The 16,049-nt window shown below is 28.6% G+C and carries 12 protein-coding genes; all 12 read right to left on the bottom strand.

The genetic code is table 11. The features are described from left to right. Positions 1 to 12 precede the first annotated feature (12 nt). The 12 genes from RATSFB_RS00455 to alr all read right to left on the bottom strand — a co-directional run bounded on the left by RATSFB_RS00455 (position 13) and on the right by alr (position 16,047). Complete coding sequence (locus RATSFB_RS00455; protein ID WP_014094101.1) at positions 13 to 1,419, bottom strand: peptidoglycan D,D-transpeptidase FtsI family protein; 1,407 nt, start codon at positions 1,417 to 1,419, stop codon at positions 13 to 15. Beyond that, complete coding sequence (locus tag RATSFB_RS00450; RefSeq protein WP_014094100.1) at positions 1,419 to 2,627, bottom strand: FtsW/RodA/SpoVE family cell cycle protein; 1,209 nt, start codon at positions 2,625 to 2,627, stop codon at positions 1,419 to 1,421. Before RATSFB_RS00450 ends, RATSFB_RS00455 begins: the two co-directional genes overlap by 1 nt. 159 nt (positions 2,628 to 2,786) lie before the next feature. After that, entirely contained in the window at positions 2,787 to 5,603 is a 2,817-nt protein-coding gene (uvrA, locus tag RATSFB_RS00445) for an excinuclease ABC subunit UvrA (protein ID WP_014094099.1), read from the bottom strand. A gap of 8 nt (positions 5,604 to 5,611) precedes the next feature. After that, on the bottom strand, positions 5,612 to 7,594 hold the full coding sequence (gene uvrB, locus RATSFB_RS00440) for an excinuclease ABC subunit UvrB (protein WP_014094098.1): 1,983 nt from the start codon (positions 7,592 to 7,594) through the stop codon (positions 5,612 to 5,614). A gap of 10 nt (positions 7,595 to 7,604) precedes the next feature. Continuing rightward, the gene (locus tag RATSFB_RS00435) at positions 7,605 to 8,246 is read right to left on the bottom strand and encodes a hypothetical protein (protein WP_014094097.1); all 642 of its coding nucleotides are present in this window, start codon (positions 8,244 to 8,246) and stop codon (positions 7,605 to 7,607) included. Then, positions 8,243 to 9,553 carry a S41 family peptidase gene (locus tag RATSFB_RS00430; protein WP_014094096.1) on the bottom strand — a complete coding sequence of 437 codons (1,311 nt, stop codon included), beginning with the start codon at positions 9,551 to 9,553 and terminating at the stop codon, positions 8,243 to 8,245. The genes RATSFB_RS00435 and RATSFB_RS00430 overlap by 4 nt, the downstream gene beginning before the upstream one ends. Before the next feature lie 78 nt (positions 9,554 to 9,631). Beyond that, positions 9,632 to 10,522 carry a permease-like cell division protein FtsX gene (gene ftsX, locus RATSFB_RS00425; RefSeq protein ID WP_014094095.1) on the bottom strand — a complete coding sequence of 297 codons (891 nt, stop codon included), beginning with the start codon at positions 10,520 to 10,522 and terminating at the stop codon, positions 9,632 to 9,634. Then, entirely contained in the window at positions 10,522 to 11,199 is a 678-nt protein-coding gene (gene ftsE / locus RATSFB_RS00420; protein WP_014094094.1) for a cell division ATP-binding protein FtsE, read from the bottom strand. Before ftsE ends, ftsX begins: the two co-directional genes overlap by 1 nt. 192 nt (positions 11,200 to 11,391) lie before the next feature. Then, positions 11,392 to 14,094, bottom strand: a complete 2,703-nt coding sequence (locus tag RATSFB_RS00415) for an alpha-N-acetylglucosaminidase TIM-barrel domain-containing protein (RefSeq protein ID WP_044035448.1) — start codon at positions 14,092 to 14,094, stop codon at positions 11,392 to 11,394. Positions 14,095 to 14,158: 64 nt separating this feature from the next. Then, positions 14,159 to 14,521 carry a type II toxin-antitoxin system PemK/MazF family toxin gene (locus tag RATSFB_RS00410; protein ID WP_014094092.1) on the bottom strand — a complete coding sequence of 121 codons (363 nt, stop codon included), beginning with the start codon at positions 14,519 to 14,521 and terminating at the stop codon, positions 14,159 to 14,161. Continuing rightward, complete coding sequence (locus RATSFB_RS00405; protein ID WP_014094091.1) at positions 14,478 to 14,765, bottom strand: hypothetical protein; 288 nt, start codon at positions 14,763 to 14,765, stop codon at positions 14,478 to 14,480. Before RATSFB_RS00405 ends, RATSFB_RS00410 begins: the two co-directional genes overlap by 44 nt. A 133-nt stretch (positions 14,766 to 14,898) precedes the next feature. Then, positions 14,899 to 16,047: an alanine racemase gene (gene alr, locus RATSFB_RS00400; RefSeq protein ID WP_014094090.1), complete on the bottom strand. Its 1,149-nt coding sequence runs from the start codon at positions 16,045 to 16,047 to the stop codon at positions 14,899 to 14,901. Between the last annotated feature and the right edge of the window lie 2 nt (positions 16,048 to 16,049).

Genomic DNA, 16,049 nt, shown 5'->3' with positions numbered 1-16,049 from the left:
AAAACTCATATATTACCCAATTAATTCAATTGACTTTTTCATTACCTTAGAAGAAATCTCAGATGCAATTCCCCTACCTTCTCCTCCACCTTCAACTATTACCGATATAGAAACCTTAGGATCATCATATGGAGCAAAACCTATGAACAAAGAATGAGGAATACCATCACCATCTCCATCTTTATAATCAGCAGTTCCTGTTTTACCACACGCCTTAATATTTGAAAATTCACTTATATGAGATAAATTGCTCTCAACAACACCTCTCATATATGAGGATATAATAGATGAGGTATTACGCTTTATGGGTTTTGACAATATATTCTTCACATTTTTATTTATAATATTACCATAAGAATTTGAAACTTCAGACACTATGTAAGGCTTCATCATAATTCCATCATTTGCAATCGTACTTGATATTAAAGCAAGGTTAATCGGAGTTATCAATATTGGACCTTGACCAATTCCTGTTTGAGCAATAAGTCCAATCTCATTCTCATTTAATTTAGGAAAATAACTTTTAGATACACTTAATCCCATTAAATTTAAATTCCTATTAAAATAAAATCTTTCAGCATAATTTTTAAGCTCATTATTTCCAAGCTCTAAGGCTAAATTTCCAAATACAACATTGCTAGATTTTATAAATGCATCTTTTAAACTTAATTCTCCAAACGCCTTACCATTTTGATTATATAATCTACTAGAATCACTAAAATCAATAAACCCTTGATCTTTAAATCTTCTATTAAGTATATTATCAATACTCTCTATAGCTAAAGATGATGTTAAAACTTTAAAAGTAGACCCTGGTGGATACTTTCCATTTATAGCTCTATTGTATAATGGAGCATCCTCATTTGACATAATCTCCTCCCAAATATCATTCAAATTATTTGGATCAAATGATGGTTTACTCACAAGAGCATAAATTTCTCCAGTTTTAGGATTCATAACAACAATAGCTCCCCTATTATCTCCAATAATTTCATATGCATACCTTTGAAGTTCACTGTTTATTGTTAATTTAATATCACTTCCCTTTGTATCCTCATAACCAAAAAAAGATTTAATTCCACTTATAAAACCTCTAGGTTCTCTTAAATACTCATCCATCTCATTTTCAATACCAGACATACCATATTTAATATCCGCGTATCCTATTGGATGAAATAACGCCTCTCCATATGGATAAATCCTTTTTTGTCCATTCTCCTCACTATAAGCTAAAACATTTCCTTCCCTATCTAAAATTCTACCTCTAGTAAATTTAAACCTTTCATTAAATGATCTTTTATTTAATGCATGCTCTGCATAATATGTAGACTTAAAAACCCAAAAATATATAAGAGAAGATATAATAAGCAAGAATAAAAATGAAAATATAAATGATATTATCTTCAAATTCTTATTCATCAAATATCCCCCTCTAATATTTTTTGCATAATCCCAAACATAATAAACAAACTTATAATTGAACTCCCTCCATAACTTATAAATGGTAACGTAACTCCAGTTAAAGGTATTAAATTTAAAACTCCTCCTAAAATAATTGTAGTCTGAAGTGCAATTATTACATTAAACCCAATCATAATAAGTTTACTTTCATCTTTGGATTTCATCTTTACACTATTTTTCATAACTTTAACGAAGAATAAAAAATATAAGAAGACAATTAATAATCCAGTAAATATACCAAGTTCTTCCACAATAGACACAAATATATAATCAGTATAATTAACAGGTATAAGCTCTAAATTCCCTTTGTATAATCCACTTCCTAAAAATCCTCCTGATCCCATAGCAAAAAATCCTTGTAGTACCTGATATGTTGTACGAGTAGGATCACTTTCAGGATTTAACCAAGCATGGATACGAACCCTAACATGCGAAAAATTAATATAAGCAAGCACCCCGAGTATTAAAGTTGATATAATTATAAACATCAAAAATTTATACTTAGAGGTTCTTATATAATACATAAGCATACTCAAAACAAATACAATTACAGCTGTCCCCAAATCTCTCTGAAGTGTTAAAATAGTCAAACTAAAAAGTATAAGGAATATAGCCATATATTTATCAACCTTATCCCTATTATTTCTGAGCACAGAAGATAGATATAAAATTATAAAAATTTTACCAAACTCAGATGGTTGAAATGTTATCCCAAATAAAGAAATCCAATTTTTCGAACCATTTATGTACTTTCCAAACAAAAAAGATATACTCATAAATATAAGCGCTAAACAAAAATACACCCATTTAAACTTAAAAAACTCATTCATATCCCTCACAAAAAACATAACGATAAAATAAACCATGTATCCAAATAAAAATAATATGCACTGTTTAAACGCCATCGTTGGATTTATTCTATATATAATTGTAAGTCCAAGAAGCACAAATAAATTTATAATTAAATTTAACGAATTATCTACTTTTTTAAATATATTTTTTTGAAAAAGATAAACAATAAATATAATAGATATGTATGAGATTGATATAAAGCATAGATAAAAATCTAAGCTCCTTTTTGCCACAAATAAATTTAAAAAAACTATAAGGGATAAAGCTAAATTTAATATAAAATATAACTTCTTTTCATTTATATTTTCTACCATTTTCACTCCTTATGATCCGCATTTTATAAAAAATCCTAATATCAAAAATCATTGAATATGTAATTCTTTATAAGTGTTAAAACTATATAAAAAAGCAAAAACACACTACATATAGATATACCCTTTGAAATTAATTCCCAAAAATTCATAATAAAAATCCTATTCAATATCTAAATATTTCCTTAAATATTTACCTGTATAAGATTCCTTAACTAAACAAATTTCTTCCGGCTTACCCTTAGCTATAACATTCCCTCCTAAAGATCCGCCCTCAGGACCTAAATCAATAATATAATCTGCATTTTTTATAACATCCAGATTATGTTCGATAACAATTACAGTATTCCCATTATTAACTAGCATATGTAAAATTTCTACAAGCTTACTTACATCATATATATGAAGACCTGTTGTAGGTTCATCTAATATATAAAGCGTCCTTCCCGTACTTTTTTTAGATAGCTCATTTGCAAGTTTAACTCTCTGTGCTTCTCCACCTGATAATGTCGTAGAGCTCTGACCAAGTTTTATATACGATAATCCAACATCATTTAGGGTCTTTATCTTATTATATATCTTTGGTATAGACTCAAAAAATTCCATAGCTTCATATACAGTCATATTAAGAACATCAGATATATTCTTATCTTTATATTTAACCTCAAGAGTTTCCTTATTATATCTACTTCCTTTACATACTTCACAATTAACATACACATCTGACAAAAATTGCATCTCTATTTTTATAACTCCATCACCTTGGCAAGCCTCACATCTTCCGCCTTTAACATTAAAACTAAACCTTCCTTGCTTATACCCACGAACCTTTGAATCATTTGTTGTCGCAAATAATTCCCTTATGTAATCGAATACCCCTATATATGTAGCCGGATTCGATCTTGGAGTTCTACCAATAGGAGATTGATCTATATCAATTATCTTATCTATATTCTCTATACCTTTTATTTCCTTAAATGCTCCCGGCTTATCTTTCGAATTGTTCAGCTCTCTATTTATCCCCTTATATAATATTTGATTTACAAAAGTACTCTTTCCCGATCCAGAAACTCCAGTAACTAATGTTAATGTTCCAAGAGGTATATTTATAGAAATATCTTTTAAATTATTTTCAATACACCCTATAACTTCTATGAAATTTCCATTACCACTTCTTCTACTTTGAGGAACTAGAATAGTTTTCTCTCCTCTTAAATACGCTCCTGTTATAGATTCGTAAGATCTTAAAATCCCATTATAATCCCCTTGATAAACTACTTCTCCACCTTGATCTCCCGCAAACTTACCTATATCCACTATAAAATCCGCTTCCCTTATAGTATCTTCATCATGTTCAACAACCACAACACTGTTTCCAATATCTCTCAAACTCTTAAGCGTTTCTATAAGCTTATCATTATCTCTTTGATGAAGCCCAATACTCGGTTCATCTAAAACATATAAAACACCAACAAGGCTCGATCCAATTTGGGTAGCAAGTCTTATCCTCTGAGATTCACCACCTGATAAAGTTGATGCGGTTCTCGCTAAATTCAAATAAGATAATCCGACATTATTTAAAAAAGACAATCTACTTCTTATCTCATTAATTATAGGTTCTGCTATAACTTTATCTTTCCCTTTAAGCTCAACTTCATCTAAAAATTTTATAGAATCCTCTATGCTCATACACGTTAATTCATATATATTAACACCATTAAATTTAACCGCTAAAACCTCAGGTCTTAGTCTCGCACCATTACATTTCTCGCAATTTTTGTTTGACATATATCTTTCAATATCTTGTTTTACATGATTTGAAGAACTCTCTCTATATCTTCTTTTTAATACATTCATAATTCCTTCAAATCTATGATTATATGTATTTCCTTCTTCTCCATACTTAATGCTTATCTTCTCCTCTGTTCCATTAAATATTATATCCTTTATATCTTCACTTAGATTTTTAAATGGTTCATGTAAAGAAAAATCATATTTTTCACTTAAAGCTTTAAATATACTAAAAGACCAACTCCCTTCTTTTAAAGAACTTTCTCCAATGCTATTTATACATCCACCCAAAATAGATAGCTCTTCATTTATAAGTAATTTTTTATCTATCTCAAATTTTCTCCCAATTCCATCACACTCATCGCATTTCCCAAAAGGAGCATTAAACGAAAAACTACGAGGCTCAAGTTCTGATATGCTTATTTGACAATCAACACAAGAAAATTTCTCAGAAAAAAGCATCTCCTCAAAACCAATAACATCAATAATTACAATACCATCAGAAAACCTCAAACTGCTCTCAACAGATTCAAAAATTCTCCCTCTCGATGAACTCTTAATAACAATCCTATCAACTAAAATATCTATATCATGCTTTTTATTCTTATTTAAGTTTATCTCTTCTTCTGATAAATCATAAATTTCCCCATCTATGCGAACTCTTACAAAACCCTGCATTTTAATATTCTCTATAAGTTTCTCATGCTTTCCTTTTTGTTTTTTTACTATAGGGGAAAATACTTGAATTTTACTTCCTTCCCCAATATCCATTATACTATCCACTATTTGATCTATGGTCTGACGTTTTATCTCCTTCCCACATTTGTAACAATGTGGTGTTCCAGCTCTCGAGTATAAAAGTCTTAAATAATCATATATTTCTGTTACCGTACCAACTGTAGATCTAGGATTCCTTGAGGTTGTTTTTTGATCAATAGATATGGCTGGAGATAAGCCTGTTATAGAGTCAACCTCCGGTTTATCCATCTGCCCTAGAAATTGCCTTGCATATGTAGATAATGATTCAACATATCTCCTCTGACCTTCTGCATATAAAGTATCAAAAGCTAAAGAAGTTTTACCCGATCCAGAAACTCCAGTAAATACAACAAGTTTATTCCTTGGAAATTTAACACTACAATTCTTTAAATTATTAACCCTCGCACCTTTTATCTCTATGTATTCCATTATTCCTCCTAAATAAATACAATTTTCTTAATTTCTCTTATCTCATCTCTAAGTTCCATCGCGCGCTCAAAATCAAGTTCCTTAGCACATCTTTTCATCTCTTTCTCAAGTACATCAATTCGTTTCATACACTCATCAAAATCTTTTGGAATATTTATATCGACCTTCTTTTTACTCACTCCCTCATTGGATATCTTCGTTGCTTGTATCACCTCTCTTATACCCTTTATAACAGTTTTAGGAATTATGCCATGCTTTTTATTATGCTCCATTTGTATATCTCTTCTTCTCTTTGTTTCATCAATAGCTTTTTTCATAGACTTTGTTATAATATCACCATATAATATAACTCTACTCTCTGCATTTCTTGCGGCTCTTCCTATCGTTTGAATAAGACTTGTTTCAGATCTTAAAAAACCTTCTTTATCAGCATCAAGAATGCATACAAGGGATACTTCAGGTATATCAAGACCCTCTCTTAACAAATTTATACCAACCAAAACATCGAATTCTCCACTTCTTAAATCCCTTATTATCTCCATTCTATCTATGGTTTTCACATCTGAATGCATATATGTAGTTTTAATGTTTAACTCATTCAGATAATCAGTTAAATGTTCTGCCATTTTTTTAGTTAAAGTTGTAACTAAAACCCTATAACCTTTCTCTATAGTTTTTATAACTTCCCCATATAAATCATCTATCTGATTTTCAATAGGTCTAACCTCAACTATAGGATCTAAAAGACCTGTAGGTCTTATAATTTGATTTACTATAACTTCCTGATGCTCTTTCTCATAATCTGAAGGCGTTGCTGAAACAAAAACCACCTGGTTTATCTTCTCTTCAAATTCCTCAAATTTAAGAGGACGATTATCATAAGCACAAGGAAGTCTAAATCCATAATTAACAAGGGATTCTTTTCTTGACCTATCCCCAGCATACATAGCCCTAATCTGTGGTATAGTAACATGAGATTCATCTATAAATAACAAATAATCAGACGGAAAGTAATCAAATAAAGTATAAGGTTTACTCCCCTTCTCTCTCCCATCTAAAATCCTAGAATAATTTTCAATACCACTGCAATATCCAATCTCTCTCATCATCTCAATGTCATAATTAACTCTCTCTTTAATCCGCTGAGCCTCTAAAAGTTTACCATTTTCTTTAAAATACTTAACTCTATCATAAAGCTCTAAATTTATTTCATTTATCGCATTTTCAATTGCATCCTTAGATGTAGCGAAATGCGTCGCTGGGTATATTGAAATATGTGTTAACTTTGAAAAAACCTTTCCTGTCAAAATATCAAATTCGCTTATTTTTTCTATCTCATCTCCAAAAAATTCAACTCGAATACCAACATTAAAAGAAGATGCCGGTACAATATCAAGAACATCACCTTTAGCTCTAAACGTACATCTAGCAAAATCTATTTCATTTCTTTCATACTGTATTTCAACAAGTTGGCGTACAATATCATCCCTATCACGAACCATACCAACTCTCAAATTAACAACAAGCTTCCTATACTCCAAAGGATTCCCTAAACCATATATACAAGATACCGAAGCCACAACTATAGTATCTCTTCTCTCAATTAAAGAAGATGTAGCAGAGTGCCTTAACTTATCTATCTCCTGATTAATAGAAGCATCCTTCTCTATTAATGTATCTGTTTGAGGAACATACGCCTCAGGTTGGTAATAATCATAATAAGATACAAAATATTCAACAGAATTTTCTGGAAAAAACTCCCTAAATTCCGTGCATAATTGTGCAGCTAATATTTTATTATGAGCAAGTACCAAAGCAGGTCTTTGAAGATTTTCTATAACATTCGCCATAGTGAAAGTTTTTCCAGATCCAGTAACACCTAAAAGAGTTTGATATTTATTCCCACAATTAATAGAATTTACAAGTTCTTTTATAGCTTGAGGCTGATCTCCCATAGGCTTAAATTTCGAATTTATCTTAAACTTTTTCATTATATATCTCCTAAATAATCTTACAAATCTCTTTATTAACTCTCTTTTCTAACAAAATCATAACTTCATGAAGAAAACAAATCATTATTAACGAAAATACATTTCCTATAAATTTATATAATATCATAACAATCACACCATATACAAAAACGAATAACCCGGATATAAATTTACTATATTTAAAATTATTTAAATAACTTCTTCTAAAAAACATAAGAAATATTATATGAATACCCCCAAAATAAATAGGTAAATAAAGCTTATTAATATTGCTTTCAAAATTCAAACAAATAAATACACCCTCAAATATATGTAGGACTCCAATGAGTAAAATTATAAAACTAGTATCTACATCAAATCCAATTAATTTTAAAAACAAATAACATATAACCCCACTAAACGATATACATATATACCTACCTACCAAAAAATAATTTAACAAACTAAATAAACAAATTAATATTAAAACCTTCTCATCTAAATAATAAATACCAATACTTTTGATCATATCTTTAAAAAGTAAATTCAAAAAAATTATTAATAATATATTTTTACATATTAAAATAAGGTGGTAATAAATTCCCACCTTATTATTTTTACATATATTAATAAAATTCAAAATAAAAGATATTAAATAAACATACAAAATCATTGACTTTTAATATTCTCCTTTAATATCTCTAAAGCCCTTAAATATTGATAATCTAGCTCTCTCATCTTTTTTGAATCCCCATTAGCTATTTGTTTATGTTTAATAATTTCATCTTGGGGGTATAAAACCTCAACATCAGGATTTATTCCAACCTTATTTATGTATTCATCTGATGGTGTATAATACTTAGACACCGTAACCTTAACTCCACTACCATCACCAAGTTCAAATACCCTCTGAACCAATCCCTTGCCAAACGTTGTTTCACCAACAAAAACAGCTCTGTTATGATCCTTAAGAGCACCGATTAAAACTTCTGAAGCCGAAGCACTTCCAGAATCTCCAAGTACAACAATTTTTTTATCCTCAGACACTCCTTTTTTCGCTTTAATAACCTCTTTATTACCATACTTATCATCCATAGAAACTATAACTTCCCCTTCAGGTATAAACTGAGATGCTATATCAACACATTCATTTAGAAGTCCTCCCGGATTACCTCTTAAATCAAGTATAATCCCTCTATAGTCGGAACTATACAAAGCTTCATTAACGCCTTTTGAAGAATTTTCATCAAAAGAATTTATTTTTATATATAAAATATCTTCTGTAACTTTCTCATATTCTACTGGCATAACCTCTATTTTTTCTCTTAATACATTAAGATTTAGTTCTTTTCCATCTCTCTCTATAACCAAATTTACACTCGTACCTTCTTCACCCTTTATAAGAGATATCGCTCTATCAATACAATCCTCATCAACATTTTCATTTGAAACATTTATAATATAATCTCCATCCCTAATATCAGACTTCTCTGCAGGAGAATTTTTAAACACTGATATTACAGATATTTTACCCTCTTTAGGAGCAACCTGTATGCCTATTCCAACATAATTCCCCTTACTTCTAAGATTAAAATCAGAAAATTCATCTTTATTCATATAAACAGTATATGGATCACCAAGTGAATCAACCATACCTTTTATGGCACCATCTACTAAATCCGAAGCATTAGCGCCATCATAAGGATTATAAGTCTTATTTATAATATTTCTAACAAACATAATTTTTTTATAATCAGCTATATCCCCTGAGAATGATTTTAATCCTCCCTGGTTTATATAAAGTCCAGAGGAAAAATTTATACCAACTATATAACTTAAAATATTAGTAATCAAAAATACTATCACAACAAAAATTATAATAAGAAACCTATTATTAGATACTTTTGATATCTTTTTAAAATTCAATAATTTATCTTCTTTATTATTCGACATATCTTTGTCATTACTGTTAATATTCATAAATTCCTCCAAACCAACTAACAACTAGTTTTATTTATTCCCTTATTTATTCCTAAATATTCAAATTATAACATTAAACTAAACCTTCAAAAACTTTCTTAACGAAAATATACTTCCGACAATACCAACTAATATACCTATTAGGAAAAAATGAATAGTTAACTGTATCAAAATCACATTGGGAGAAATTAAATAGGAAAATAAATTTCTACCATTCAAAAAACTATAAACATAAAAATAACTATAATATATTATTCCAATAGAAATAAAAGATCCTATAACTCCTAAGATAATACCCTCTATTACAAATGGCCATCTTATAAACCAATCTGTCGCTCCAACAAATTTCATTATATATATTTCTTTCCTGCGTGAATATATTGTAAGTTTAATTGTATTCATTATCAAAAACAGTGAAACTAATATTAAAATGAATGATAAAACGATCCACGCAATCCTAATAAATGTAGATATTTTAGAAACTTCTTTAACAAGCACCTTGTCACTTCCAATATCATCAATACCTTCAAATCCTTGAAGTGCTTTCTCTATACGGTCCGATACACTCGACGATTTTATCTTAACAACATAAGAACTTGGAAGTGGGTTATTATTTTCATCATAACCCTCAATCATCCACGCATAATCTCTAAGTTGATTCTTAAAATTAACAAGTGCCTCCGCTTTACTTTCGTAATAAACACTTTCTATCCCCTCAATACCACTTATAGCATCCTTTACTTGTTGTTGTTGTTCTACGGTTATATTATCCTTTAGATAAACTTTGAGCTGAAGACGAGATTCAACATCATTTACATTTGCAACAATAACATTCATAAGTATCAAAAATACACCATAAATAGTTAACGTAACAACTATATTAACTATAGTTGCTATACTTATAGTCTTATTTCTAAATAAACTCTTAATAGCATCGATAGTAAATCCTTTAAAACTCGAAACTTTCATTATTCGTATTTCCCTCTCTTTTCATCTCTTAAAACTACTCCTCTTTCGATCGCAACAACCCTTCTTTTCATTCTATCTACAATATCCTTAGCATGAGTTGCCATAAGAACTGTAGTGCCACCTCTATTTATATCTTGAAGAAGTGCCATTATTTCAAGAGAAGTATCTGGATCTAAATTACCTGTAGGCTCATCTGCTATTAATATAGACGGATTGTTAACCATTGCTCTTGCAAGAGATACCCTCTGCTGTTCCCCCCCAGATAATTCATGCGGAAAGACTTTATATTTATCTGAAAGACCAACCAAACTTAAAACAACAGGAACCCTTTTTCTAATCTCTTTTTCATCAGATTCAACAACCCTCATAGCAAAAGCAACATTCTCGTAAACACTCAAATTAGATATTAACTTAAAATCTTGAAAAACCATACCTATACTTCTCCTATGATAAGGTATATCCCTCCTTTTAATTAAACCAACATCCTTATTATTTATAATGACCTTACCACTCGTAGGTTTTATCTCCCTTAAAATCATTTTTATAAAAGTAGATTTACCAGCTCCACTTGATCCAACTAAAAAAACAAATTCACCTTGTTCTATAGATACACTAACATCTATCAAAGCTTTTACATTTTTTTCATATGTTTTTGATACTTTTATAAAATCAATCATAACAAATTCTCCTATGTTTGTGTTATAAGTTACATTATAACATAAATTTTAACACTACATTTCCTTATTTGTATACTAATAGATTTCAAATTTTCACATTCAAATTAATATATTTAATCAAAAATAATAAAAGGGAAGCCAATAATATAAAACCTTATATTAGCTTCCCATCTACCTTTTACATATTAAAAATCAATTTATCACCAAATCTTTAATAGAATATATCAAATCTCCTAAAAATGAAAAATCATTTCTATGCATATTTATCTCAACTAGTAATAATTCTATCAGATTATTTAGGGATTTATCAGGCTTACTAAATCTAAGAGAATCATCATCATTTATCCATTTAATATCAAATCTATAATCATCATAAAATCCATTTACTGCATTTTCTTGTATGTTATCAAAAAATCTTTTCCATCTATTATAATATAAAGTTCCTACAATATCATAAAAATCAGTATTTGCATAATCTCTAAGACCGTCATCTTCAGATACCTGTTTATCGTACCACGTAGTTAATATTGTTTTCTTATTAATTATTAATGTATCCTCAAAATAGTCATCATAGTTTAAATCATCTAATTTATCAATTAATTTTTGAAGACTTTTTCGTTCATTATAATACAATATATTTGCTTGTAATAAGATCATATTTAAAAATCTTTGAGAGTTTAATTTAAAAAATTCAATTTCCCCATTGTTGTAATAATCTTGCAAATTTTTATAATACTCATTTGATAAATTAATTATAACTTCACTCGCTATATCAATTAAATCAGTCATATATCCTTTACTATCTTTAAACTCATTATATTTTGAAAAATAAATTCTAAGTGCCTCCTCTAATTTCTCTGAGTTATAATTTTTATGAATAGATCCCCACTTAGACGCACTCTTAACATCTAACGAAGGTCTAGCATTTATAACTGATTCTGATGCTCCTTCATGATAAATATTTATTACAGGATTATATACCGTATCTAATAAAATATTAAATGCTTTCAATAAATCATTATCACTCTTTCCATATCTATTTCTCAAATATCTACTTACAAATTCATCAATATCAAGTTTATCTGAAAATATTATTTCAGTTACAAGTTCATCAATAAAATTATTAAATCCAATGCCTTCAGATGTATGAGCTACCCCTTTCAAATAATTTGAATTATATTTTGCATCATAAAATTGATTTAATAAATGCCTTGTATGACCATATAACCCACTTCTTCCTCCAAAGTTATTCAACACTCCAAATATCCAATTCGATCTGTCAAATTCTCTATCTTTCCACGACATATTGTTAAATTTAGAAATTCCCTTCCAACGAGTATTTAATTGAGAATGTAAATCTAATATCAAAGTATTATTTCTATTAAGATTCTCTATGGTTTCCGAAGAAGGACTATGGGACCATGACTGTATAATCCATATAGAATTCTCTCCATTATTATCAATAAGAAGTTTTAAAACTTTATTTGATAATTCAACAGGATCATATCCATACAAATTATTCCCTTCATGAAACAAATCACCAGCAAAATACTTAGATTCACCAAATAATTCTTTTTGTTTTTTATAATATACACTACTAATAAATTCTACATCATTATTATTAAAATCCAATCTATCTGGTCCCTTTATCTTACTCCAATACGATCCTCTTATAACATTAACTCCACTATTCTCTTTATATGGAAAATACCCTATAAACATCTGGTGTATAGGTTCTATTCCAAATTCAATCATCCTTGTTTGAATATCTATAGAAAGTTTAGCTCTATCCTCAAACCATTTAGGCGTTAACTCTCCTCCAATAGAACTTATATTCCCCATAAATTGCCATGGTAAATATATTGGAGAGGTTAAATAATTTACTATTTCTGAAAAACTGAATCCAAATTCGCTTAAAAACCTTCTCACAACTTCCTCATATCCAACCAGATTTAACGCCATATTAAATCCGTTTAAAGACATCCAATCAATTTCTCTTTCCCAATCCTTAAAATCCCAGTAAGCCATTGTATATCCATAAGCTACATAATTATAATTATATCTAAACTCCATATCTATATTTTTCTCTATTTTATTATCTACTCTAGGTAGTGGTAATATTGCCTTTATCTTAGAATCTCCAAATCTTTCAAACGTTTGTTCTAAATAATGTTCAAAATAATAATTAAGAGCAACACATATAGAATTTATATTATTCCCTTTAAGCATTACTTTATCATTATCTGTATAAAGGACAAAATAATCATTACCTCTATCATCTGGGAGAAATGACACATCAAAGAATTCAACATATTCCTCTCCTAGAGTTCTGGATATAAGTCCGTTTATAACATCTTTATAATACACATTTTTTTTTTGAAATTTATATTCATTTATAATCGGCTCTTCTTTTTTTATCTCTACATTATTAATCTTATTTCCATCTTCATCTAAAAAACTTATATCTTTTATATGTATATAATCCTTACTGTTGCTACTCAAAATTCTAAGTCTTATAAAAACATCCATTATATTAGTATGGGCTATCTCAAGAGTTGAGTTTATAATTTCTTTCTCAAACTTAACTTCATCATAAGTATATCCATCATTACTCGAGTATATTTTATACTTATAATCGTATTTTGTGTTATCAAAATTTAATTCTATATCCTTTATACCATTATGATTTTCTAATTTAAACTCTAAATAATTGGTAAAATCGGGTAATACAAAATAAGTATCTAGGTTATTATCTAATAAATTATTTATATCTTGTTTAAATTCGTGTATGTAATCAGTATTAACAAAACTTTTGCTATAAGTTATATAACTCCCAAAACATAAAATAAATAATATTGCTAAAGATACAAGCAGAATTTTTTTAATGTTTTTCATAAAATATATCTCTCTCCAAAAAAACATTAATGGCATTTTAAAAATGCCATTAATATATTATAATTTATATTTTAAAATCCAATCCCAAACTTACAAATAAGGCCTTATCTACCTTCTTCATATCATTTTTAGTCATACGCCCTATTTTTTCTTTAAGTCTTTTTTTATCTAAAGTCCTTATCTGTTCTAGCAACACCACAGAATCTTTATTTAAGCCATATTCTTCAGATGATATTTCAACATGAGTAGGTAACTTAGCTTTATTAATCTGAGAAGTTATTGCTCCAACTATGACAGTAGGACTATACCTATTTCCTATATCATTTTGAATTATTATAACGGGTCGTATTCCTCCCTGCTCAGACCCTATAACAGGACTTAAGTCAGCATAAAATATGTCCCCTCTTTTCACTACCATTGTAGTCATCTAAACTATCACTCTCCGAAAGCCTTATCTCATATTTAACTAATTCTTCAAAAGCTGATAAAAATCCACATTCAGATAATTCTATATTTATATCCCCCATATATTCATATCCTTTTCTTACAGTTTCCCAATTCCTGTTTCTAATAAATATTAATATGCTTTTTCTTAAATTTATGTTACATTTTTGTTTTAATTTAGTGTTAATCAATCGCGGCTTAGAGAATGGTTTTTTAAATATACTCACTTTAGAAGTACCCCCATAATTATAAATTACAATTATAGCTCATTATATACCTAATTACGTACTTCTCTGATTATATAATATATTCTATTTTTTTACAACTTTATAAAAATCTACAATTATAAAATTTCTAATACTACCCTTCTCTAATATATTTTATCTTATTATTTTCTAAGTAAACTCTAGGAACTTTCCTACGTATGCCACATAGCACCTCATAGCAAATAGTATTACCATACCCTGCTATTTCATGTGCATCTATTTTTCTTCTTTCATTATCTCCTATCAATATAACATCATCAAACAACCTAATACCACTAGTATTTGTAATATCGATCATACAATGATCCATGCATACATTACCAACAATATTAGCAAACTCATTATTAATTATTACTCTTCCTGTATTAGACAAATATCTAGGATAACCGTGACCATACCCTACATTTAAAGTAGCAATGTAGCTTTCCTTATTAACTTTATATGCCTTACCATATCCTATATATTCACCTTTATTAACCTTCTTTATATGTACAATTTTAGCTTTTAGATTCATGACAGGTTTAAGGTTTTTATAATTTTTACCCATACTATTACTATAGCCATATAATAGAAGTCCTGGTCTTATATACTCAATATCATCAAACTTATAATTTAACCCTCCATCACTATTGCATATATGTTTATACTTAATATTTAGTTTGAATTGAGCTAAATTATTACAAAACATTTTAAATAATTTATATTGATTAATGGTATAATTTCTATCTTCAGATCCAGCATCCGATAAATGAGAGTATACACCTTGGATATCAATCAAAGGATTACTTAATATATTATTTACAATTTTAAAATTTTCATCACTTGCAATTAATCCCACTCTTCCCATTCCAGTATCAACCTTTATATGTACTTTTAAACTCTTATTTATTCTTGATAATTGTTCTATTATCATATCAGCATATTCAATACTAGAAATTGTTTGAGTTAGATCATTCTCTATTAAATCCATAATATAATTTACAGGAGTGATTCCAAATACTAGAATCTGTGCTTTAATACCACATTCTCTTAATAAAACACCTTCATTTATATTGCTAACGCATAATATTTCAATTCCGTTTTCAATAAGTTTATTGGCAATTTCCACAATTCCATGACCATATGCATCATCTTTAATAACAGGCATAATTTTCTTCCCTTCATTCATACCCTGAATGAATTTCAAATTTCCAAGTAGATTATCCAAATTTACTTCAGCATAAACATTATAATCAAATCTCATAA

Source organism: Candidatus Arthromitus sp. SFB-rat-Yit, from assembly GCF_000283555.1.
Classification (GTDB): Bacteria; Bacillota; Clostridia; order Clostridiales; family Clostridiaceae; genus Dwaynesavagella.
The sequence above is the reverse complement of the archived record's forward strand: the minus strand, read 5'-3'. Positions and strand labels throughout refer to the sequence as shown.

Coding starts and splice junctions, on each gene's coding strand:
- RATSFB_RS00455 (WP_014094101.1), bottom strand. CDS start 1,419: ATGAATAAGAATTTGAAGATAATATCATTTATATTTTCATTTTTATTC.
- RATSFB_RS00450 (WP_014094100.1), bottom strand. CDS start 2,627: ATGGTAGAAAATATAAATGAAAAGAAGTTATATTTTATATTAAATTTA.
- uvrA (WP_014094099.1), bottom strand. CDS start 5,603: ATGGAATACATAGAGATAAAAGGTGCGAGGGTTAATAATTTAAAGAAT.
- uvrB (WP_014094098.1), bottom strand. CDS start 7,594: ATGAAAAAGTTTAAGATAAATTCGAAATTTAAGCCTATGGGAGATCAG.
- RATSFB_RS00435 (WP_014094097.1), bottom strand. CDS start 8,246: ATGATTTTGTATGTTTATTTAATATCTTTTATTTTGAATTTTATTAAT.
- RATSFB_RS00430 (WP_014094096.1), bottom strand. CDS start 9,553: ATGAATATTAACAGTAATGACAAAGATATGTCGAATAATAAAGAAGAT.
- ftsX (WP_014094095.1), bottom strand. CDS start 10,522: ATGAAAGTTTCGAGTTTTAAAGGATTTACTATCGATGCTATTAAGAGT.
- ftsE (WP_014094094.1), bottom strand. CDS start 11,199: ATGATTGATTTTATAAAAGTATCAAAAACATATGAAAAAAATGTAAAA.
- RATSFB_RS00415 (WP_044035448.1), bottom strand. CDS start 14,094: ATGAAAAACATTAAAAAAATTCTGCTTGTATCTTTAGCAATATTATTT.
- RATSFB_RS00410 (WP_014094092.1), bottom strand. CDS start 14,521: ATGACTACAATGGTAGTGAAAAGAGGGGACATATTTTATGCTGACTTA.
- alr (WP_014094090.1), bottom strand. CDS start 16,047: ATGAGATTTGATTATAATGTTTATGCTGAAGTAAATTTGGATAATCTA.